The organism is Burkholderia sp. Tr-20355, assembly GCF_017104685.1.
In the GTDB taxonomy this organism is placed as follows: Bacteria; Pseudomonadota; Gammaproteobacteria; order Burkholderiales; family Burkholderiaceae; genus Burkholderia; species Burkholderia seminalis.
This window is the reverse complement of record NZ_JAAGPK010000135.1, coordinates 1-22292: the sequence shown is the minus strand read 5'-3', so window position 1 is coordinate 22292 and position 22292 is coordinate 1. Positions and strand designations below refer to the sequence as shown.

At 68.1% G+C, this 22292-nt stretch carries 20 protein-coding genes and 1 pseudogene; 10 read left to right on the top strand and 11 right to left on the bottom strand.

What is annotated here, in order from left to right; genetic code table 11:
- Positions 1–243: pseudogene (locus G3N62_RS26385) on the top strand (tetracycline resistance MFS efflux pump); the annotation flags it as partial.
- Positions 244–265: 22 nt separating this feature from the next.
- Here G3N62_RS26385 and G3N62_RS26380 read toward each other — a convergent pair.
- A complete protein-coding gene (locus G3N62_RS26380; protein WP_069707109.1) occupies positions 266–661 on the bottom strand; it encodes an SgcJ/EcaC family oxidoreductase in 396 nt (131 codons plus the stop codon).
- A 112-nt stretch (positions 662–773) separates the two neighbouring features.
- The gene (purM, locus tag G3N62_RS26375) at positions 774–1829 is read right to left on the bottom strand and encodes a phosphoribosylformylglycinamidine cyclo-ligase (RefSeq protein ID WP_034187177.1); all 1056 of its coding nucleotides are present in this window, start codon (positions 1827–1829) and stop codon (positions 774–776) included.
- Between the two features lie 250 nt (positions 1830–2079).
- On the opposite strand from purM, the gene hda reads away from it, so the two are divergent.
- From hda to panB, 6 genes are read left to right on the top strand one after another with little or no spacing between them, the layout of a single operon-like run.
- The gene (gene hda / locus G3N62_RS26370) at positions 2080–2814 is read left to right on the top strand and encodes a DnaA regulatory inactivator Hda (RefSeq protein ID WP_034187176.1); all 735 of its coding nucleotides are present in this window, start codon (positions 2080–2082) and stop codon (positions 2812–2814) included.
- Positions 2815–2825: 11 nt separating this feature from the next.
- Positions 2826–3503, top strand: a complete 678-nt coding sequence (locus tag G3N62_RS26365) for an HAD family hydrolase (RefSeq protein WP_049028593.1) — start codon at positions 2826–2828, stop codon at positions 3501–3503.
- A 5-nt stretch (positions 3504–3508) separates the two neighbouring features.
- Positions 3509–5047, top strand: a complete 1539-nt coding sequence (gene pcnB, locus G3N62_RS26360; protein WP_069707102.1) for a polynucleotide adenylyltransferase PcnB — start codon at positions 3509–3511, stop codon at positions 5045–5047.
- 35 nt (positions 5048–5082) lie between these two features.
- Positions 5083–5625, top strand: a complete 543-nt coding sequence (gene folK, locus G3N62_RS26355; RefSeq protein ID WP_034187173.1) for a 2-amino-4-hydroxy-6-hydroxymethyldihydropteridine diphosphokinase — start codon at positions 5083–5085, stop codon at positions 5623–5625.
- Positions 5622–6308 carry a deoxynucleoside kinase gene (locus tag G3N62_RS26350; RefSeq protein WP_034187172.1) on the top strand — a complete coding sequence of 229 codons (687 nt, stop codon included), beginning with the start codon at positions 5622–5624 and terminating at the stop codon, positions 6306–6308. The genes folK and G3N62_RS26350 overlap by 4 nt, the downstream gene beginning before the upstream one ends.
- Before the next feature lie 43 nt (positions 6309–6351).
- Positions 6352–7167 carry a 3-methyl-2-oxobutanoate hydroxymethyltransferase gene (gene panB / locus G3N62_RS26345; RefSeq protein ID WP_034187171.1) on the top strand — a complete coding sequence of 272 codons (816 nt, stop codon included), beginning with the start codon at positions 6352–6354 and terminating at the stop codon, positions 7165–7167.
- A gap of 116 nt (positions 7168–7283) precedes the next feature.
- On the opposite strand, the gene pabB is transcribed toward panB, so the two are convergent.
- The 5 genes from pabB to grpE form a co-directional block, all read right to left on the bottom strand.
- Positions 7284–9149, bottom strand: coding sequence for an aminodeoxychorismate synthase component I (gene pabB, locus G3N62_RS26340; protein WP_124669281.1), 1866 nt, complete (start codon positions 9147–9149; stop codon positions 7284–7286).
- A 4-nt stretch (positions 9150–9153) separates the two neighbouring features.
- Complete coding sequence (gene dnaJ / locus G3N62_RS26335) at positions 9154–10290, bottom strand: molecular chaperone DnaJ (RefSeq protein WP_124669282.1); 1137 nt, start codon at positions 10288–10290, stop codon at positions 9154–9156.
- Between the two features lie 265 nt (positions 10291–10555).
- On the bottom strand, positions 10556–12508 hold the full coding sequence (gene dnaK, locus G3N62_RS26330; RefSeq protein ID WP_021162213.1) for a molecular chaperone DnaK: 1953 nt from the start codon (positions 12506–12508) through the stop codon (positions 10556–10558).
- Between the two features lie 147 nt (positions 12509–12655).
- Positions 12656–13075: a thioredoxin family protein gene (locus G3N62_RS26325; RefSeq protein WP_049036284.1), complete on the bottom strand. Its 420-nt coding sequence runs from the start codon at positions 13073–13075 to the stop codon at positions 12656–12658.
- Between the two features lie 10 nt (positions 13076–13085).
- A complete protein-coding gene (grpE, locus tag G3N62_RS26320) occupies positions 13086–13631 on the bottom strand; it encodes a nucleotide exchange factor GrpE (RefSeq protein ID WP_034187167.1) in 546 nt (181 codons plus the stop codon).
- A 353-nt stretch (positions 13632–13984) separates the two neighbouring features.
- Here grpE and G3N62_RS26315 point away from each other — a divergent pair, with 353 nt between their 5' ends.
- Entirely contained in the window at positions 13985–14146 is a 162-nt protein-coding gene (locus tag G3N62_RS26315; RefSeq protein WP_006476841.1) for a hypothetical protein, read from the top strand.
- Here the strand turns inward: G3N62_RS26315 and G3N62_RS26310 are convergent.
- The 3 genes from G3N62_RS26310 to hrcA form a co-directional block, all read right to left on the bottom strand.
- Positions 14118–14525, bottom strand: coding sequence for an RNA-binding S4 domain-containing protein (locus G3N62_RS26310; protein WP_034187166.1), 408 nt, complete (start codon positions 14523–14525; stop codon positions 14118–14120). The two genes, G3N62_RS26315 and G3N62_RS26310, sit on opposite strands and share 29 nt — an antisense overlap.
- Positions 14526–14609: 84 nt before the next feature.
- Positions 14610–15674, bottom strand: coding sequence for a ferrochelatase (hemH, locus tag G3N62_RS26305; protein WP_034187165.1), 1065 nt, complete (start codon positions 15672–15674; stop codon positions 14610–14612).
- Between the two features lie 134 nt (positions 15675–15808).
- Positions 15809–16831, bottom strand: coding sequence for a heat-inducible transcriptional repressor HrcA (hrcA, locus tag G3N62_RS26300; protein ID WP_034187164.1), 1023 nt, complete (start codon positions 16829–16831; stop codon positions 15809–15811).
- Between the two features lie 131 nt (positions 16832–16962).
- Here hrcA and G3N62_RS26295 point away from each other — a divergent pair, with 131 nt between their 5' ends.
- Both G3N62_RS26295 and recN read left to right on the top strand, forming a co-directional pair.
- Positions 16963–17865 (top strand): NAD kinase, encoded by a 903-nt coding sequence (locus tag G3N62_RS26295; RefSeq protein ID WP_034187163.1) that lies wholly within the window; start codon positions 16963–16965, stop codon positions 17863–17865.
- Between the two features lie 19 nt (positions 17866–17884).
- The gene (gene recN, locus G3N62_RS26290) at positions 17885–19534 is read left to right on the top strand and encodes a DNA repair protein RecN (RefSeq protein ID WP_034187162.1); all 1650 of its coding nucleotides are present in this window, start codon (positions 17885–17887) and stop codon (positions 19532–19534) included.
- A gap of 92 nt (positions 19535–19626) precedes the next feature.
- Here the strand turns inward: recN and glnE are convergent.
- Positions 19627–22292 (bottom strand): bifunctional [glutamate--ammonia ligase]-adenylyl-L-tyrosine phosphorylase/[glutamate--ammonia-ligase] adenylyltransferase (gene glnE / locus G3N62_RS26285; RefSeq protein ID WP_241013213.1); only part of this gene is annotated, 2666 nt, incomplete at its 5' end.

Sequence of the window (22292 nt, the reverse complement as noted above, 5' to 3'; positions counted from 1 at the left end):
GCGTTGCAGGCGATGCTCGCGCGGCAGGTCGACGATGCGCGCCAGGGCGAACTGCAGGGTACGCTCGCGAGCGTGGCGAGACTGATCGGCGTCGCGGGGCCGCTGGTCGTCACCGCAACCTATGCGGCGACGCGCGCAACGTGGCCGGGGCTGGTGTGGGCCGCCGCCGCGCTGCTCTACCTGCTGGTGCCGCCCTTGCTGGCCGGCGCGCGTCCGGCGAACGCGCCGCGGCCGTCCGCCTGAGCGTCGGCGCGCGCCGCCGCGCTCAATGCACGCGCGTCACGAGATTCGCGTCGCGCACGAGCTGCCAGCGGCCGTCGGCCTTGCGGAAGATCGTCAGCGTAGGGCCCGAGCGGCGAATCGTGTCGCCGCCCGGCGGCGTCGCGTCGATCTCGATGAAATTGCGCATGTACGCCCAGTCGCCGATCACGCGCAGTTCGTCGATCCGGTAGCGGCCGTCGATCGTCGGCGCATGCTCGGCGCCCGCGTTCGCGTCGCGCGACGCAGCCGCGAACGCCGCCTTGTCGAACGGCGGCTTGCCGGCCACCATGAAGATCGCGTCGTCGGCGATCAGGTCGAGCACGGTGGCCAGATCGCCGCGCCGGCTCGACACGAACCAGTTTTCCACGAGCGCGCGGATCGCATGTTCGTCTTCGGTCATCGTCGTCCCTCCTTCATCGGCGCGCGTCCGCATGCCGCACGGCGCCCGAAAAAAAAGCCGCCCGGATCGACTCCGGGCGGCTTTCCTTGCGGCATCTGCTGCTGGCGGCGCGTCAGACCACGACCGTCTGCGCCTCGCCTTCGCGGGTCGCACGCACGGTGCCGATCTTCCACACCTGTTCGCCGGCGGCGGTCAGGTCGGCGATCGCCGCGTCGGCATCGGCCGCCGAGACGATCACGGCCATGCCGATGCCGCAGTTGAACACGCGGTGCATTTCCGCATCGGCGACACCGCCGTGCTCCTGCAGCCACTTGAACAGCGGCGGCAGCGGCCAGGCGTTCTGGTCGAGCTCGGCGGTGAGGCCTTCGCGCAGCACGCGCGGGATGTTCTCGACGAGGCCGCCGCCCGTGATGTGCGCCATGCCCTTCACCGGCAGCTTCTGCATCAGCGCGAGCAGCGGCTTCACGTAGATGCGCGTGGGGGCCATCAGCGCGTCGGCGAGCGAGCGGCCGTGGAAATCGGCCGACAGGTCGGGGTTCGCGCGCTCGATGATCTTGCGCACGAGCGAGAAACCGTTCGAATGGATGCCGCTCGACGCGAGGCCCAGCACCACGTCGCCTTCGGCGATCGTGCTGCCGTCGATGATCTTGCTCTTCTCGACCGCACCGACCGCGAAGCCGGCCAGGTCGTATTCGCCGTCCGGGTACATGCCCGGCATTTCGGCCGTTTCACCGCCGATCAGCGCGCAGCCCGACAGTTCGCAGCCCTGCGCGATGCCCTTGACGACCGTGGCGGCCGTGTCGACGTCGAGCTTGCCGCACGCGAAGTAGTCGAGGAAGAACAGCGGCTCGGCGCCCTGCACGAGGATGTCGTTCACGCTCATCGCGACCAGATCCTGGCCGACCGTGTCGTGTTTGTTCAGATGAAACGCCAGCTTGAGCTTGGTGCCCACGCCGTCGGTGCCCGACACGAGCACGGGCTCCTGGTACTTCTTCGGCACTTCGAACAGCGCGCCGAACCCGCCGATGCCGCCGAGCACGCCGTCGCGCAGGGTTTTCTTCGCAAAAGGCTTGATCTTGTCGATGAGCGCGTCGCCTGCGTCGATGTCGACACCTGCGTCACGATAGGACAGACCCTGAGCGTCGGGAGCGGATTTCGGAGGATTCATGGGGGAATGCGAGAAGGTCGGTAAAATGCGATTTTACCCGAAGCCGGCCCGTTGGCCGGAATTCCCAGCACCGAATCGTCAGGGATTGCATCTTGGTCAACACGTCCCCGTTTTCATCGCCGAGCCGTCCGCGCCGAAACCCGCGCGGCGCCGTGCGTGCGGCCGCGCGTGAAGCCCACGGATCCGCAAGCCCCCGGGCGCGCCCGGCGTACGGCGCGCGTATTTTCAACCGACCTGCATTGTGACTGTTGTGTCCCGTCAACTGACGCTCGATCTCGGCACGCCGCCGCCCGCCACGTTCGACAACTTCATCATGAACGAGGAGAACGACGAGCTCATCTCGCGCCTGCAGAAGCTCGACCTCGCGCTCGCGGCGGGCCCCGTGCCGGACCGGTCGTTCTATATCTGGGGCGAGCCCGGCAGCGGCCGCACCCACCTGCTGCAGGCGCTCGTGAGCGATGCGTCGTACGGCTATGCGCGCTACCTGACGCCGCAGAGCCCGCTCGGCGCGTTCACGTTCGACCCGCGCATCGGCATCTACGCGATCGACGACTGCGACCGGATGAGCGACGCGCAGCAGGTCGCGCTGTTCAATCTGTTCAACGAAGTGCGCGCGCACCCGTCGAGCGCGTTCGTCGCGGCGGGCCCCGCGGCGCCGCTCGCGCTCGACGTGCGCGAGGATCTCCGCACGCGCCTCGGCTGGGGGCTCGTGTTCCACCTGTCGCCGCCGTCCGACGCCGGCAAGATCGCGGTGCTCAAGCTCGCCGCGAAAGAGCGCGGGATCGCGCTCACCGACGACATCGCCGCCTACCTGCTGACCCATTTCCGCCGCGACATGCCGAGCCTGATGGCGCTGCTCGACGCGCTCGACCGCTTCTCGCTCGAGCAAAAACGCGCGGTCACGCTGCCGCTGCTGCGCCGGATGCTCGCGCGTCCCGGCGACGACATCACACCACCGGGCACGGGCCCGAACCGCTTCGAGTAAAATGCGCTTCCATGACTAATCTGGCACTCTTTGACCTCGATCACACGCTGATCCCCACCGATAGCGACCACGAATGGGGCCGCTTCATGGTGAAGCTCGGCATCGTCGACGCGGAAAGCTTCTCGCGGCAGAACGATCAGTTCTTCGCCGACTACAAGGCCGGCAAGCTCGACATCCACGCGTACCTCACGGCGATGCTCACGCCGCTCGCGAAGTATTCGCGCGCGCAGCTCGCGCAATGGCACGAGCAGTACATGCACGAGGTGATCCGGCCCGCGATGACGCCCGCCGCGCTGGAACTGGTGCGCAAGCACCTCGACGCGGGCGACCTGTGCTGCGTGGTGACCGCGACCAACGAGTTCATCACGCGCCCGATCGCGACCGCGTTCGGCGTCGATACGCTGATCGCGTGCGAGGTCGAGACGACCGACGGGCATCCCGACTCGCCTTACACGGGCCGGCCGACCGGCACGCCGAGCTACCGCGAAGGCAAGATCGTGCGGACCGAAGCATGGCTCGCGTCGCTCGGCAAGCACTGGGACGACTTCGCGCACAGCTATTTCTACAGCGACTCGCACAACGACATCCCGCTGCTCGAGAAAGTCACCGACCCGATCGCGACCAACCCTGACGACACGCTGCGTGCGCATGCAAGCACCCGCGGCTGGCGTATCCTCGATCTTTTCTGAACGTCGTGATCAAAAAATTCATCCGCAAGCTGCTCGGTCAGGACGAAACCGGGCAAACGTCTCCCGCAGCGGCCCCGGCCGACGAAGCGGCCCCTGCTGCCCCGCGCGCGCCGAAGGGCGCCCGCGGCGCCGGCACGAAAAAGCCGCGCAGCAACCATGAGCCGACCGTCGTGCCGGCCAGCGTGCACGGCATCAATCCAGCGCTGATCTCGAGGAACGCCGTGCGCGTGACCGACACGCTGCAGCAGGCGGGCTTTCGTGCGTTCATCGTCGGCGGCGCGGTACGCGACCTGCTGCTCGGCATCGCGCCGAAGGACTTCGACGTCGCGACCGACGCGACGCCGACCGAAGTCCAGCGCCTGTTCCGCCGCGCGCGCCTGATCGGCCGCCGCTTCCAGATCGTCCACGTGCAGTTCGGCCAGGAACTGATCGAGGTGTCGACGTTCCGCGCGCTGGTCGACGCGCCGCCCGAGGCCGCCACCGCCGAGCCGCCGAAGCGCCTGAAGCGCGACGAACTCGATCGCCGCACGCATGCGGTCGACGCCAGCGGCCGCGTGCTGCGCGACAACGTGTGGGGCGAGCAGCACGAAGACGCCGCGCGCCGCGACTTCACGATCAACGCGATGTACTACGACCCGTCGACGCAGACGGTGCTCGACTACCACGACGGGATGGCCGACATGCGCGCCCGCCTGTTGCGGATGATCGGCGATCCGGCCACGCGCTTCCGCGAGGATCCGGTGCGGATGCTGCGCGTCGTACGCTTCGCGGCGAAGCTCGGCTTCGAGATCGAGCCGCATACGCGCGAGCCGATCCACGCGCTCGCCGACCTGATCAACAACGTGCCGGCCGCGCGCCTGTTCGACGAGATGCTGAAGCTGCTGCTGTCGGGCCACGCGCTCGCGTGCCTGACGCGGCTGCGCAAGGAAGGCCTGCACCACGGGCTGCTGCCGCTCCTCGACGTCGTGCTCGAACAGCCGCAGGGCGAGAAATTCATCACGCTCGCGCTGAACAACACCGACGCCCGCGTGCGCGCCGGCAAGCCGGTGTCGCCGGGCTTCCTGTTCGCGACGCTGCTGTGGCACGACATGCGCCAGCGCTTCGAGCAATACACGGCCGACGGCGAAATTCCGGTGCCGGCGCTCCATCGCGCGATGGACGACGTGCTCGACATGCAGACCGAGAAACTGGCGATCCACAAGCGCTATTCGGCCGACATGCGCGAAATCTGGGGCCTGCAGCTGCGCCTCGAGAAGCGCTCGGGCCGCAGCGCGATGCGGCTGCTGGAACACCAAAGGTTTAGAGCGGGGTATGATTTCCTCCTGTTACGCTGCGAATCCGGCGAGCTCGATGCGGAAGTCGGACAGTGGTGGACGGATTTCATCGAAGGCGACGCGGCCGCTCGCGAGGCCTTGCTCACGCAGGGCGGCTCGAAGGAAAAATCGCCCCGCAAGCGGCGCCGCCGCGGCGGTGTGCGAAACCGCAAGCCGGGCGAAGGTGCGGCCGAGCAGGTGCCGGATACCTCGGGCGGGTCCGACGACTGACGCGCTCGCCGGCGAACGACGTAGGAAGTGATGCCATGACGGTTGCATATATCGGACTGGGGGCGAATCTCGGCGATGCGCGCCAGACCCTGAAGGACGCGGTGGTGTGCCTCGCGCAGCAGCGCACCATCTCGATCCTCGGCAAATCGAGCCTGTATCGCACGGCGCCCTTCGAAGCGGGCGGCGACGACTACTACAACTGCGTCGTCAAGCTCGATACGACGCTGTCGGCGCGCGAACTGCTCGCGCTTTGCCAGAAGATCGAACATCACTTCGGGCGCGAGCGCCCGTATCGCAACGCGCCGCGCACGCTCGACCTCGACATCCTGCTGTTCGGCGCCGATTCGATCGACGAACCCGACCTGATCGTCCCGCACCCGCGCCTCACCGACCGTGCGTTCGCGCTCGTGCCGCTCGTCGAGATCGAACCGGCGCTCGACATTCCCGCGCGCGGCCGTGCCGACGCCTTCCTCGCCGCCGTGGCAGACCAGCGCGTCGAGAAGGTGCAAACCTGCCAGTGCCCGATGCAGAAGGCGCTCGCTGCCGGCGAAGACGCCGACAAGACCCGCTGCCGATGAACTCCACTCCGCTGACCGTCACCGCACCCGACCTGCGCGCCCCGCACCGTTATCTCGTGATCGAAGGCCCGATCGGCGTCGGCAAGACGACGCTCGCGCGCCTGCTCGCCGAGCGCTGGTCGATGCAGACGCTGCTCGAACGCCCGCAGGACAACCCGTTTCTCGAACGTTTTTACCGTGACACCGCGCGCTACGCGCTGCCCGTGCAGCTGTCGTTCGCGCTGCAGCGCGCGCAGCAGGCGCGTGAGCTGATCGGCGCGCTCGACACGGGCCGCCCCGTCATCGCCGATTTCATGCCGCAGAAGAACGACATCTTCGCGCGGCTGAACCTGCCGGAAGACGAATGGCAGCTGTATCGTGCGGTCGCGACGCACGTCGACGTGCCGCAGGCGCCGTCGCCCGATCTCGTCGTCTATCTGCAGGCAAGCCCCGAAGTGCTGTTCTCGCGCATCCAGAAGCGCGGGCTGCCGATGGAGCTGCAGATCAGCGATGCGTACCTGCGCTCGCTCGTCGACGCGTACAACGAATTCTTCTACCACTACGACCGCACGCCGGTGCTGACGGTCGCCGCGGAACACCTGAACCCGCTGGATTCCCCCGAAGATCTCGCCCTGCTGATCGAGCGCATCGAGACGATGCGCGGCCGCAAGGAGTTCTTCGTCAAGGGCGAGACGACGCGCTGACGCGTCCCGCCTGTCGTTCCTCACTTATCGACCCGGATTTCCCATGACCTATCTCCAGGAATCGAGCCGGCCTGCCGTGACGGTGCCCAAGCTGCAGGCAATGCGCGACGCCGGCGAGAAGATCGCGATGCTCACCTGCTACGACGCGAGCTTTTCCGCGCTGCTCGATCGCGCCGGCACCGACGTGCTGCTGATCGGCGATTCGCTCGGCAACGTGCTGCAGGGTCATACGACCACGCTGCCCGTGTCGCTCGACGACATCGCGTACCACACGGCCTGCGTTGCTCGCGCGCAACCGCGCGCGCTCGTCGTCGCCGATCTGCCGTTCGGCACGTACGGCACGCCGGCCGAGGCGTTCGCGAACTCGGTCAAGCTGATGCGCGCCGGCGCGCAGATGGTCAAGCTCGAAGGCGGCGAATGGCTCGCCGATACGATCCGCTTCCTCGTCGAGCGCTCGGTGCCGGTGTGCGCGCACGTCGGCCTCACGCCGCAATCGGTGCATGCGTTCGGCGGCTTCAAGGTGCAGGGCAAGACCGAAGCCGGCGCCGCGCAACTGCTGCGCGATGCGCGCGCGGTCGAGGACGCGGGCGCGCAGCTCGTCGTGCTCGAAGCCGTGCCGACGCTCGTCGCCTCCGAAGTCACGCACATGCTGAAGATTCCGACGATCGGCATCGGCGCGGGCGTCGACTGCTCGGGGCAGGTGCTCGTGCTGCACGACATGCTCGGTGTGTTCCCCGGCAAGCGGCCGCGTTTCGTGAAGGATTTCATGCAGGGCCAGCCGAGCATTCAGGCGGCCGTCGAAGCCTATGTGAGCGCGGTGAAGGATCGGTCGTTCCCCGGCCCCGAGCACTCGTTCTGACGCGTCACCGGCCGGATGTGAAAAAGCGCGGCGCCCTTTACGGGGCGCCGCGCTTTTCGTTGGTGCGCTGAAAGTCCGGTGGCCGGCGCGAGCGCGAGGCCCGCTCCGTCACATCGTCACGTCAACACCGCGTCGAGCGCACCGCGCAATGCATTGGTCAGCAGCAACCCTTGTGCGCGCGCAAGATCGTCGCGGGTCACGACGCGCTCCACCGCGCCGAACGCCCGGTCGTCGAGCAGCACGCCGCGCATCACGCCCGGCAGCACGCCGCACGCCAGCGGCGGCGTCACCCACTGGCCGTCGAGCTTCACGAACAGGTTCGAGCGCCCGCCTTCCGTCACCTCGCCGCGTTCGTTGACGAACAGCATGTCGAAACCGCCGAGCGACTCGGCCGCCTGCCACGCGCGGTCGTATTCGGCACGGCGCGTGGTCTTGTGCAGCAGCAGCGCGTCGCTCGCGCGGGTCGGCGCGAAACCGTGCGCGGACGCCAGCAGTACGCCGACCGGCCCCGCCGGCAGCGGCTTCAGCGGCGCCGCGACGATCTCGATCGTGCCGTCCTTCGCCAGCGCGAGCTTCATCCGGTACGCGCCGTCGCCGTCGAGCGCCGCGCAGCGCGCGTCGATCTCGCGACGCAACGCGTCGGCGTCGAAGCGGAAGCCGAACGCATCCGCGCTGCGCTGCAGCCGCGCGAGGTGTCGATCGAGATGCCGGATGCCGTCCGCACGCGTGGCCGCGGTCGTTTCGAACAACTGGAAACCGGGATCGGCATCCGTCAGGAATCGCGCTTTCAATTCGCACTCCGCATATTCGTCAGCCGCGACGCTGTCGAGCACGATGCCCGCGCCGACCCCCATCGTGCCATGATGCCGCGTTGCCGCACCGGATGGGTCGACACCGGTCTCGGCTCCGTCGAGCGTCAGCGTCCGGATCGCGACCGACAGGCAGAAATCGCCGCAGCCGGCCGCGCGGTCACCCGGCGCGTCGAGCCAACCGATCGCGCCCGTATAAAGCCCGCGCGGCGTCGACTCGATCGCATCGATCAACTGCATCGTCTTGTACTTCGGCGCGCCCGTGATCGACCCGCACGGAAACAGCACGCGCAGCATCTGCGCAAACGTCGTGCCGTCGCGCCAGCCGGCCTCGACCGTCGACGTCATCTGCCACACCGACGCATACGGTTCGACGGAGAACAGCGCCGGCACCTTGACGGTGCCGGTGCGCGCGATCCGCGACACGTCGTTGCGCAGCAGGTCGACGATCATCACGTTTTCCGCACGGTTCTTCGGATCGCTCGCGAGGAACGCGGCCGCCGCCGCATCGTCGCGCGGATCGGCCGAACGCGGCGCGGTGCCCTTCATCGGCCGCGCGCGCAGCACGTCGCCGTGCTTCTCGACGAACAGCTCGGGCGAACACGACACGACCCACGCGCCGCCGGGCAGCGCGATCAGCGCGCCGTACCGCACGGGCTGGCGCGCGCGCAGCCGGCGGTACAGTGCGAGCGGTGTGCCGAACACGTCGAAATCGAGCCGGTACGTGTAGTTGACCTGGTAGGAGTCGCCCGCGCGCAGCGCGTCGTGCACCGCGGCGATCGCTGCATCGAACGCGTCGCGCGACACGCTCTTCGCGACATGCGCAACGCCCGCGATCGACGGCGTGCCGCCGCCGTCCTGCCGCGCGAGCCATGCGTCGACCTCGTCGCGCGACAGGCGCTCGCAGCGCGCATACAGCAAAAAGCGCAGCGGGGCCTGGCCCGGCTGCGCCCGTTGCAGGTTGCGTCCGAATTCATAATCGCCGACGACGACCGCGTGCAGCCCGTCGCGCAGGTCCTGCGCGACCGCCGCATCGATGTCGTCGAGCCGCGCCGGATCCGTGCACACGCGTTCGCGCACGAATCCCGAATACAAACGACTCGACCGCGCGGACGCGGTCGAGTCGCAATCGTCCAAGAGCGCGAACGACGCGCTCTCGTTGCCTTCAGTCATGCCGTTACTCGAAGAAGCTCTTCACACGGTCGAACCAGCTCTTGCTCTGCGGGCTGTGACGCGCGCCGCCCTCGGCCAGCGACTTCTCGAACTGCTTGAGCAGATCGCGCTGGGTGTCGGTCAGCTTCACGGGCGTCTCGACCTGCACGTGCACGTACAGATCGCCCGCGATGCTCGAACGCAGCCCCTTGATGCCCTTGCCGCGCAGGCGGAACGTCTTGCCCGACTGCGTGCCTTCCGGCACCGGGAACGTCGCACGGCCGGCCAGCGTCGGCACCTCGATCTCGCCGCCGAGCGCGGCGGTCGTGAACGGGATCGGCATCTGGCAATGGAGATCGTCGCCGTCGCGCTCGAACACCGCATGCGGCTTGATGTGGATCTCGACGTACAGGTCGCCCGGCGGCCCGCCGTTGATGCCCGGCTCGCCGTTGCCGGCCGAGCGGATCCGCATCCCGTCGTCGATCCCGGCCGGGATCTTTACTTCGAGCGTCTTGGTTTCCTTCACCTTGCCCGACCCGTGGCAGTGCACGCACGGCTCGGGGATGTAGGTGCCCGTGCCATGGCACTTCGGACAGGTCTGCTGGATGCTGAAGAAGCCCTGCGACATGCGCACCGTGCCCTGGCCATGACAGGTCGGGCAGGTTTCCGGCTTCGTGCCGGGCTTCGCGCCCGACCCGTGGCACACCTCGCACGACACCCAGCTCGGCACGCGGATCTGCGTGTCGTAGCCGTGCGCGGCCTGCTCGAGCGTGATTTCCATGCTGTAGCGCAGGTCGGCGCCGCGGTATACCTGCGGGCCGCCGCGGCCGCCGCGTGCGGCGCCGCCCGCGGCCTGACCGAAGATGTCGCCGAAGATGTCGCCGAATGCATCCGCGAAGCCGCCGAAGCCCTGTGCGCCCGCACCGCCCATGTTCGGATCGACGCCCGCGTGGCCGTACTGGTCGTACGCGGCCCGCTTCTGGCCATCCGACAGCATTTCATAGGCTTCCTTCACCTCCTTGAAATGCTCTTCCGCATCCTTGCTGTCCGGATTGCGGTCAGGGTGATACTTCATCGCAAGCTTGCGATATGCCTTCTTGATTTCGTCGTCGCTCGCATTCTTCGCGACGCCCAGAACCTCGTAGTAATCCCGTTTCGCCATATCGATTCACTGTGCCGCCACGCATCGCGCACACGGCGGCTCCTTTCGCCTGCAGTAAAGTCTCTCGACTCGTCTGGCGCTGCGCCGTCCGCGGACGGCTCGCGCAGCACCCGCCAAAAAACAAATGTGCCCGGAGGGCCGCGAGGCCCGCCAGGCGTGGAGTCGATCCGGCCATCCGGAAGGAAAGACAGACCGCTTTTCAGCCGCTGGTCAGTCGCGCCGCGCGCGGTTTCGCGCGCGGCGTGCGGTGCCATTGCAACCCGGCTTAGTCCTTCTTCACTTCCTTGAACTCGGCGTCGACGACATCGTCGGCGGCCTGCTGGGCGCCGCCCGCGTGGGCCGCGCCTTCCGCCGCACCGGCCGCGCCAGCCGCACCTGCCTGCTGGGCCTGCATGTCGGCGTACATCTTCTCGCCGAGCTTCTGCGACACCTTGCCGAGCTCCTCGACCTTCGCGTCGATCGCCGCCTTGTCGGCCGACGTGTCCTTCAGCACTTCCTCGAGGGACTTCAGCGACGCTTCGATCGCTTCCTTCTCGCCCGCGTCCAGCTTGTCGCCGTACTCGGTCAGCGCCTTCTTGGTGCTGTGGACCAGCGCGTCGCCCTGGTTGCGCGAATCAGCCAGCTCGCGCAGCTTGTGGTCTTCCGCCGCGTTCGCTTCCGCGTCCTTGATCATCTGGTCGATTTCGGCTTCGGACAGGCCCGAGTTCGCCTTGATCGTGATCTTGTTTTCCTTGCCGGTCGCCTTGTCCTTCGCGCCGACGTGCAGGATGCCGTTCGCGTCGATGTCGAAGGTCACTTCGATCTGCGGCACGCCGCGCGGTGCGGGCGGAATGCCTTCGAGGTTGAACTCGCCGAGCAGCTTGTTGCCCGCTGCCATTTCGCGCTCGCCCTGGAACACCTTGATCGTCACGGCGCCCTGGTTGTCGTCGGCCGTCGAGTACACCTGTGCGTGCTTCGTCGGGATCGTCGTGTTCTTGCTGATCATCTTCGTCATCACGCCGCCGAGCGTCTCGATACCGAGCGACAGCGGGGTCACGTCGAGCAGCAGCACGTCCTTGCGGTCGCCCGACAGGACCTGGCCCTGGATCGCCGCGCCGACTGCGACGGCTTCGTCCGGGTTCACGTCACGGCGCGGATCCTTGCCGAAGAACTCCTTCACCTTCTCCATGACCTTCGGCATGCGCGTCTGGCCGCCGACCAGGATCACGTCGTCGATGTCCGACACCTTGACGCCTGCGTCCTTAATCGCGATGCGGCACGGTTCGATCGTGCGCTCGACGAGGTCTTCCACCAGCGCTTCCAGCTTCGCGCGGGTGATCTTCAGGTTCAAGTGCTTCGGGCCCGACGCGTCCGCCGTGATGTACGGCAGGTTGATTTCGGTCTGCTGGCTCGACGACAGCTCGATCTTCGCCTTTTCGGCGGCTTCCTTCAGGCGCTGCAGCGCGAGCACGTCCTTCGACAGGTCGACGCCCTGCTCCTTCTTGAACTCGCCGATGATGTAATCGATGATGCGCTGGTCGAAGTCTTCGCCGCCGAGGAACGTGTCGCCGTTGGTCGACAGCACTTCGAACTGCATTTCGCCGTCGACGTCCGCGATCTCGATGATCGACACGTCGAACGTGCCGCCGCCGAGGTCATACACGGCGATCTTGCGGTCGCCCTTCTCGGCCTTGTCGAGGCCGAACGCGAGCGCGGCCGCGGTCGGCTCGTTGATGATCCGCTTGACCTCGAGGCCCGCGATGCGGCCAGCGTCCTTGGTCGCCTGGCGCTGGCTGTCGTTGAAGTACGCCGGCACCGTGATCACGGCTTCCGTGACCGGCTCGCCGAGGTAGTCTTCGGCCGTCTTCTTCATCTTGCGCAGCACTTCCGCCGAAACCTGCGGCGGCGCGAGCTTTTCGCCGTGTGCTTCGACCCATGCATCGCCGTTGTCGGCCTTGATGATCGAGTACGGCATCAGGCCGATGTCCTTCTGGACTTCCTTCTCTTCGAAGCGGCGGCCGATCAGGCGCTTCACCGCGAACAGCGTGTTCTTCGGGTTGGTCACCGACTGACGCTTGGCCGGCGCGCCGACGAGGACTTCGTTGTCGTCCATGTACGCGATGATCGACGGCGTGGTGCGCGTGCCTTCCGAGTTCTCGATGACCTTGACCTGGTTGCCTTCCATGATGGCGACGCACGAGTTCGTGGTGCCGAGGTCAATACCGATGATCTTTCCCATTTTTCCTAATCTCCAGAAATGCCTGTTTGCTGCGCGAAAACCCGCGTTTTGGGGCGGTTTCGCGCGCCAGAATTCAACTCTGTTCCCGAAATGCGTCCGTCCGGTTCGTTTTCAAGACCCGACGAGCGATGCGGATATTAAATTTTTTCAATCGCCGCCGGTAGCCGGATCGTGCGGGCCATCGCCCGCCGCCGCGACCTTCGCGCGCGCCGCCGACACGGCCGCCTGGAACTGCGCGAGGCCATGCCAGCCCGTCGCGCGGCCCAGCCGCTTGCCGCGGTGGAAAAAGAACCACGTCGGCACGCCGTGCAGCCCGAAGCGGCGCCCCAGCTGATGGTGTTCGTACACGTTGCAATGGAACCACTTCAGATCCAGCGCGCGGATCGCGTCGGGCTGGGCGAGCATCGCCTTCTTCGCGATCTCGCAGTTGAAGCAGTCGACGCCCCAGAAGAACACCACCGCCAGCGCGTCGCCCGCGCCGTCGAGCGCCGCGTCGAACGAACCGGCGTCGAGCGCCTGCATGTCGAACGCGTCGAACGCGGCCGGATCGACGCCGGCGGGCACCATGGCGGCGGCCTTACTTCGGCTGGGCGACGGTGACGAGCGCCGGGCGCAGCACGCGGTCGGCGATCGTATAGCCCTTTTGCAGCACGGTGACGACGGTGTTCGGCTCCTGCTCGGCCGGCACCATCGAAATCGCCTGGTGCTGGTGCGGATCGAACTTCTCGCCGACCGGGTTGATGGCGACGACGCGGCCCTTCTCGAGCGCGCTCGTCAGCTGGCGCAGCGTCAGCTCGACGCCTTCCCGCACCTTCGCGATGTCGCCGGAGGTGTCGCTGACGGCCGCTTCCAGGCTGTCCAGCACGGGCAGCAGGTGTTCCGCGAAGCTCTCGATCGCGAACTTGTGCGCCTTCGACACGTCGTCCTGCGCGCGGCGGCGGACGTTCTCGGTCTCGGCCTTCGCCCGCAGGAAGCTTTCCTGCAGCTCGGCGACCTTGGCTTGAGCCTCCGCGAGCGCCGCGTCGGCGGCTTCGGCGGCGGGCGCGGCGCCTTGCGCCGCCTGCTTCTCGCTGCCGTTGTCTTCGGCCGATTGGGGTGCCGGGTTCTCTTGCGTGTTTTCCATGTCGCTGAAAGTCGATTAGAGGTTGAAGCCAAATCGGCAATCGCCGGATCGTATAACCGGCGGTACCGCACATTGCTGGTGCAGATAAGGGCGGAAACTGCGATTTCAAGAGGGTTATTCGCCGGCATTCTCCAATGCCGCGAAACAACCGCGCGTTTCGCCGGTGCATGCGCCGCATAGTCCGCCAGATCGGGCGAAACGACCTGTAACAACGCTTACCGGGCAAGGACTAGCTCCGCACAGGCCGGCTGCACTACACTCCACTCAAGCGTCGGAAAAGCGTGTTTACCCTAGCTGACCGACGCCTTACACCACCTGGCGCCGTTTTCACCCTTGTGTTCGAGGGGAGTACCGTGAAACTGACCTTTGCGATATCGGTGGTCGCGCTGGTACTCATTGCCGGCACCACCACCATCTGCCTGTCGGGAGCCGTCACCGACCGCACGACCGAATACGGCAGCGCGCGGGCGACCTTCGACCAGATGTTCAGCTCCCACCAGAAAATCTGTCGATGATGCGCCGGTCGCGCTTCGTCGGCCGGCCGTGCAGTTCGGCCGCCGGCTCGCGATACGTGCGGCGCCGCTCCAGTTCGGCGAGCCGCGCGGCCCGCCCCGCTTCCGTTTCCTGGTAAAGCGTCTGCGCGACGCTCGCCGGCCCGCGCACGTCGCACACGCCCAGCACGGCAATGTGCCAGACGATGCCGTCGATCGCAATCTCGACCTCGTCGCCGACCCGCACGTCCTTCGCCGGCTTGACCGCCGCGCCGCCGATCTTCACGTGCCCCTTGTCGACCGCATCGGTCGCAAGCGAGCGCGTCTTGAAGAAGCGGGCCGCCCATAGCCATTTGTCGATGCGCAGCTTCGCGCCCGGATCCGTGGAAATCCTGTAATTCATGTCGGCCTCCGCCGGGCCGCCCCAGGGAGGCTCGCCGCCCCGTCGGGCGGCGGCGAACCAGGCGGGCGTGAGAGTCGTTTCATCTCAGTTCACCGTCTCGGGCTGCGCGGCCTTGACCGGCCAGCCCTGCAGATTCTCGGCGACGATCTCGCCGAGCGCGCCGATCCACGCGTGCGCGCCGTTCAGGCACGGAATGCGGTGGAACGTCTTGCCGCCGCCGGCGAGAAACTCGTCGCGCACTTCCATGCCGATCTCCTCGATCGTCTCCAGGCAATCGGCCGTGAAACCGGGACAGAACACGTCGGCCCGCCGCACGCCGGCCTCGCCGAACTCGCGCAGCGTCGGCGCCGTGTACGGCTGCAGCCATTCGGCCTTGCCGAAGCGCGACTGGAACGTGACGCGGCACTCGGTCGTCGACAGCCCGAGCGCGGCCATCAGCAACGCGCCCGTCTGCTGGCACTGGTCGTGATACGGGTCGCCGAGGTCGAGCGTGCGCTTCGGCACGCCGTGGAAACTCAGCACGAGCTTGTCGCCGGCCGCGAAGTCGGGTCGGCCGTGCTGTGCCCAGTACTGGCGCACCTGCTCGGCCAGCGCGTGGATATAGGCCGGATGGTCGGCGTAGTGCCGCACCGTGCGGACTTCCGGCTGGTTGCGCATGCGCGCGAGCGCGTCGAAGGCGGCATCGAACGCGGTGGCCGTGGTCGACGCCGAATATTGCGGATACATCGGCATCAGCAGCACGCGCTCGACGCCCGCGCGCTTGAACTGCGCAAGCGCGTGCGAAATGTTCGGGCTGCCGTAGCGCATCGCGTAGTCGACCATCACGTGATAACCGTTCGACGCGAGCAGGTGCCGCACGCTGTCGGTCTGGCGCTCCGTGTACACGCGCAGCGGCGAGCCTTCGGGCATCCAGACGGCCGCGTACTTCTTCGCGGAGGCGCGGCCGCGCAGCGGCAGGATCAGCGTGCGCAGCAGCACCTGCCAGACGGCCTGCGGAATCTCGACGACGCGCGGATCCGACAGGAATTCGGCCAGGTAGCGCCGCACGGCGCGCGGCGTGGGTGCGTCGGGCGTGCCGAGATTGATCAGCAGCACCCCGATGCGATGGGCAGCAGCGATGCTCGAAGGCGGCTCAAGATCGAAACGCATGGGCAAGAACGTGCTCGGGGCACGGGACCGGACGGCTCTCAATTATAGCGGGCCGCCCCTTGCCGTTCGGCCGACTGTCGGCGCGGGCGGCATGACGACATGATGACGGGGCGGGATCAGGTGCCGATTGCAGGCTATTGCTGGCTCAGCGTGAGCGACAGCAGGCGCGCGGTGATGTCGACGATCGGTATCACGCGGTTGTACGCCATCCGGGTCGGGCCGATCACGCCGAGCGTGCCGACGATCTTCCCGTTCACCTCGTAAGGCGCGGTGACGACGCTCATTTCCTCGATCGGCACGAGCGTCGATTCGCCGCCGATGAAGATCTGCACGCCCTGGGCGTGGCTCGACACGTCGAGCAGTTGCAGGAGGCCCGTCTTTTGGTCGAACACGTCGAACAGCTTGCGCAGCCGCGCCATGTCGGACGACAGATCCGCCACTTCGAGCAGGTTGCGCTCGCCCGAAATCAGCACGGTGTCCTCGGTGTCGGGCACCTCGGTACTGGCCGTCACGGCCGCGTGCATCAGCGTGGTCATGTCGCCGCGCAGCTGGTCGATCTCGTCGCGCAGGCGGCGGCGCACCTCGTCGAACGACAGGCCGGCGAAATGCGCGTTGATGTAGTTGGACGCCTCGGTCAGCTGCGACGGCGAATAGTCGCGCGGCGTCGCGAGCATGCGGTTCTGCACGTCGCCCTCGGGCGTGACGATGATCAGCAGGATGCGCTTGTCGGACAGGCGCATGAACTCGATCTGCTTGAACACGTGGCTGCGGCGCGGCGTCAGCACGACACCCGCGAACTGCGACAGGTTCGACAGCACGCTCGCGGCGGCGGCGACCACCCGCTGCTGCGGCTCGCCGGCCTGCAGCGTGTGCTGCACCTGCCGCGCGACGGCCTCGGCGTCGATCGGCGCCTCGACCGTCAGCATCGTGTCGACGAACAGCCGATAGCCGCGCGGCGTCGGCACGCGGCCGGCCGACGTGTGCGGGCTCGACACGAGGCCGAGCTCCTCCAGGTCGGACATCACGTTGCGGATCGTCGCCGGGCTCAGCTCGAGCCCGGAGTAACGGGACAACGTGCGCGATCCGACTGGCTGACCGTCGGCGATATACCGTTCGATCAGGGTTTTCAGGAGGGTTCGTGCGCGAGGATCTAGCATGGTGGAAAATTTTAGCGCAACCGCGCGACCGCGGCGAGTGGCGTCGGCCACCGTTGCGCGGGCCGGCCCGATCCGGCCCCGTCGGCGCACAGCCGGTTCTTTTCGTCAACGAGCTATGGTGTAATGCCGGCATGAAAACCGGTAATCAGTTCAATACTGTCGCGCTCGTCGGCCGGAGCAACACGCCCGGCATCGCCGAACCGCTCGCCACGCTGGCCGCCAGCATCGCGAAGCTCGGCTTCGAGGTCGTGTTCGAAGGTGACACCGCGCGCGAGATCGGCATCACCGGCTACCCGGCGCTCACCCCGGCCGAAATCGGGGCGCGTGCGGACGTGGCGGTCGTGCTCGGCGGCGACGGCACGATGCTCGGCATCGGCCGCCAGCTGGCGCCGTACCGGACACCGCTGATCGGGATCAACCACGGGCGGCTCGGCTTCATCACGGACATCGCGGCCGCCGACATGCACGCGCTCGTCCCGGTGCTGCTGTCCGGCAAGTTCGAGCGCGAGGAGCGCGCGCTGCTCGAGGCGCGGATCATGCGCGACGGCGAACCGATCTACCACGCGATCGCGTTCAACGACGTCGTCGTGAACCGCAGCGGCTTCTCCGGGATGGTCGAGCTGCGCGCGTCGGTCGACGGCCGGTACATGTACAACCAGCGTTCCGACGGCCTGATCGTCGCGACGCCGACCGGCTCGACCGCCTACGCGCTGTCGTCGGCCGGCCCGATTCTGCATCCGCAGCTGGCCGGCGTCGTGCTCGTGCCGATCGCGCCGCACGCGCTGTCGAACCGGCCGATCGTGCTGCCCGACGACTCGAAAATCGCGATCCAGATCGTCGGCGGGCGCGACGTCAACGTGAACTTCGACATGCAGTCGTTCACGTCGCTCGAGCTGAACGACACGATCGAGGTGCGCCGCTCGAAGCACACGGTGCCGTTCCTGCACCCGATCGGCTACAGCTACTACGCGACGCTGCGCAAGAAGCTGCACTGGAACGAACACGCCTCGAACGAAGACGACAAGGCGTCCTGACGCCGCTCCGCCCGACACCATGCTCCGTCACCTCTCGATCCGCGACTTCGTCATCGTCGCCGCGCTCGATCTCGAATTCGACAGCGGCTTTTCCGTCTTTTCCGGCGAGACCGGCGCCGGGAAATCGATCCTGATCGACGCCCTTGCCCTCGCGCTCGGCGAACGCGCCGACGCGAGCGTCGTGCGCACCGGCTGCGGCCGCGCCGACATCACGGCCGAATTCACGCCGCACGACCGCGTCGCGCGCTGGCTCGACGAACACGCGTTCGACACCGAGGACACCGTGATGCTGCGCCGCGTGATCGACGCGAACGGCCGGTCGCGCGCGTTCATCAACGGCACCAGCGCGACGCTCGCGCAGCTGCGCGAACTCGGCGAAATGCTCGTCGACATCCACGGCCAGCATGCGCACCAGCTGCTGATGCGGCCCGACGCGCAGCGCGAGCTGTTCGACACGCACGCGGGGCTCGTCGCCGATGCGGCGAACGTCGCGCGCGCATGGCGCGTGTGGCGGGACGCGACACAGGCGATCGACGCCGCGAAGGCGCACGAGCGCGAACTGCAGCTCGAACGCGAAAAGCTCGCGTGGCAGCTCGCCGAACTCGACAAGCTCGCGCCGCAGCCCGGCGAATGGGACGAAGTCAGCAACGAGCACAAGCGGCTGTCGCATTCGGCGAACCTGATCGAGGGTGTGCGCGGCGCGCTCAACGCGCTGTCCGAATCCGACGACGCGATGCTCGCGCAGCTCGGCGCGATCGTGTCGAAACTGCGCAGCCTGGCCGACTACGACACCGCGCTCGGCGACGCGCTCGCGTCGCTCGAACCGGCCGAGATCCAGCTGCAGGAAGCCGTCTATTCGCTGTCGCACTACGCGCAGCGCGTCGATCTCGATCCCGAGCGGCTCGCGCAGGTCGAGACGCGTCTCGATGCGCTGCACTCGACCGCCCGCAAGTTCCGGCTGCCGCCCGACACGCTGCACGAGGAACATGCGGCGCGCCGCGCGCAGCTCGCCGCGCTCGACGCGGCAGCCGATCTCGGCGCGCTCGAGGCCGCCCAGGCGAAGGCGCGCGAAGCCTATCTCGCCGACGCGCGGCACCTGTCCAAGGCGCGCGCGCAGGCCGCGAAGGCGCTCGGCACGGCCGTCACGGCCGGCATGCAGGAGTTGTCGATGGCGGGCGGCAGCTTCGAAGTCGCGCTCGTGCCGCTCGCCGACGGCGGCCCGCACGGGCTCGAACAGGTCGAATTCCGCGTCGCCGGGCACCCGGGCGTGCCGCTGCGGCCGCTCGCGAAGGTCGCGTCGGGCGGCGAGCTCGCACGCATCAGCCTCGCGCTCGCGGTCATTGCCAGCGCGGCGAGCCCGACGCCGACGCTGATCTTCGACGAAGTCGACACGGGGATCGGCGGCGGCGTCGCCGAAGTGGTCGGCCGTCTGCTGCACCAGCTCGGGCGCGACCGCCAGGTGCTGTGCGTGACGCACCTGCCGCAGGTCGCCGCGCGCGGCGACCATCACTTCCAGGTCGCGAAGGGCGCCGACGATCGCGGCGGCACCGTGTCGACGGTCGTCGCGCTCGACCGCGCCAGCCGGATCGAGGAAGTCGCGCGGATGCTCGGCGGGCTCGAGATCACGGCCACGACGCGCAAGCACGCGAAGGAAATGCTGGCGGCCTGACACGGCCGTCGGCCTGCGCCGCTCCAGCCCGGCGCGCTCGCGATACGCGGCGGACGGTACGCGCGTCGAAACCGCGCCCGCCCTGCCTTCGTTCAAACGCCCGTTTCAACCGCACCGAACACGCGCGCCCACAGCGCCGTCACGGCCGCCCGCTCGTCCGCCACCACGGCCGGATCGACGCGCGCCTTCTCCATCCCGTCGAGCCGCAGCTTGTGCTGCAGCTTCCGGTACTTGCGGTACGCGGCGCCGACGCGCTCGGCCTCGTCCTCGCCCATCAGCCCGAAGCGCGCGACCTCGCGCAGCAGCGCGATGTTGCCGGTATTGCGGATCAGCTCGGCGTCGCTCGACGCGTGCAGCAGCACCCAGTACTGGACGATGAACTCGATGTCGACCATCCCGCCGCGATCGTGCTTCAGGTCGAACAGCTCGGTCTGGTTCGGATGGCCGGCAAACACCTTCTCGCGCATGTCGACGATCTCCTTCGCGAGCACGCCGCCGTCGCGCGGCGTGGTCAGCACCTGCTGGCGGATCGCCTCGAAGTCCTCGCCGATCCGCGCATCGCCCGCGCTGTAGCGGGCACGCGTCAGCGCCTGGTGCTCCCACACCCATGCCGTGTTCGCGGCGTCGCCCTCGCGCAACTGGTAGCGGCGGAACGCATCGAGATCGGTGACGAGCAGCCCGGCCTCGCCGTTCGGCCGCAGGCGCAGGTCGATGTCGAACAGCGCGCCGGCACCGGTCGCGGTCGTGAGCCACGTGATCAGGCGCCGCGTGAAGGTCGTGTAGACGTCCGCCGAGCGCTCGTCGGGGTCGTCGTACAGGAAGATCAGGTCGAGATCGGACGCGTAGCCGAGTTCCTTGCCGCCCAGCTTGCCGTACGCGATCACCGCGAACTTCGGCACGTCGCGATGGCGTTTCGCGAGCTGCGACCAGACGACTTCGATCGTCACGTCGAGCACCGCGTCGGCCAGCTCGGACAGCCGGTCGCTCACATGCTCGACCGACAGTTGCCCGGCCAGGTCGATCAGCAGGATCCGGAACACCTCGGCGTGCTGCGCATGGCGCAGCAGGTCCATCTGCTGCTCGGGGCCGTCGGCCGCCGCGAGGCGCGCGCGCAGCGCGTCCTTGAACGCGGGCCAGTCGAACGGGCTCGCGATCACCTCGTCGTCGAGCAGTTCATCCAGCAATTGCGGGTGGCGGATCAGGTAGCCGCCGCCCCAGCGCGTCGCGCCGAGCACCGACAGCACGCGATCGAGCGCGGCCGGATATTCGGTCAGCAGCGCAAGATAAACGCCGCGCCGGCTGACCGTCTCGAGCAGGTCGAACAGGCGCACGATCGTGTCGTCGCGCCGCGCGGCATCGATCGTCGGCGCGGCGTCGAGCGCCCGCTGCGCGACGCGGTCGAAGCGCTGCCGGCTCTTTTCGGGCAGGCCCATGTAGCGCGTCGATTGCCAGATCGCACGCAGCCGCGCGAGCACGGCGGCCGGATCGGCGAAGCCGAGGCCGTCGAGGCGCGCGACCAGCGCGTCGTCCTCGCCATCGTCGCCCAGCGCGCCGCTCCAGATCCATGCGGCGGCCGTGTCGTCACCCGCCGCGCAAGGGCCGCCGCCCTTCACCTTGTCCGCGAAGATCTGGTCGAACTGCGCCTCGACGAAGTTCCGGTGCTCGTCCAGCACCGTCATCAGCGCCGCGTAGTCGGCAAAGCCGAGCGAGGCGGCCAGCGCCGCGCGTTCGTCGGACTCGACCGGCATCGCATGCGTCTGCGCGTCGTTGCGGTACTGCAGCCGGTGCTCGAGCGTGCGCAGGAAATTGTAAGCATCGGTCAGGCGGGCGCGCACGTCCTCGCCGATCAGCCCGCGCGCCTGCGCATGACGCAGCACCGCGAGCGTCGGCCGCACGCGGAATTCCGCATCCTGGCCGCCGCGGATCAGCTGGAACACCTGCGCGCTGAACTCGATCTCGCGGATCCCGCCGCGCCCGAGCTTGACGTCGTCGGCCTTGTCGGGTCGCATCGACGCGCGGCGCGCGGCTTCCTGCCGGATCTGCTGGTGCAGCGAACGGATCGCGCCGATCACGCCGAAATCCAGATAACGGCGGTACACGAACGGCTTGACGAGCGACTCGAGCTGCGCGGCGAGCCGCTGCGCCGCGTCGCTGGCGCCTTCCGACACGAGCCGCCCCTTGATCCATGCGTAGCGCTCCCACTCGCGCCCCTGCACGTAGAAATATTCCTCGAGCATCCCGAGGCTGCACACGAGCGGCCCCGAATCGCCGTTCGGGCGCAGCCGCATGTCGACGCGAAACACGTAGCCGTCGGCCGTGACCTCGGACAGCACGCCGATCAGGCGCCGGCCGAGCCGCGTGAAGTATTCCTGCGTGGACAGCGGCGAACGCGTGCCGCCCGTCGTCTCGCCGTCGTCCTCGTAGACGAAGATCAGGTCGATGTCCGACGACACGTTCAGCTCGCGGCCGCCCAGCTTGCCCATCCCGACCACGCCGAGCACGACGCGCTGGCCGTCGGCGCCGCGCGGCTCGCCGTACAGCACCTCGAGTTCGGCCGACAGCAGCGCGAGCGAGCGCTGCACGGCCACTTCGGCGAGATCGGTCATCGCGCCCGTCACCTCGGCGACGTCGGCCAGCCCGCGCAGGTCGCGCTCCGCGACCGCGCCGAACGCCTCGGCGCGCAGTTGCCGCAGCGCGCGCTTCAGTTGCTCCTCGGTCGGCGCGGCCGTGCCGGCCGGCGTCGCGAGCAATTCGGTGA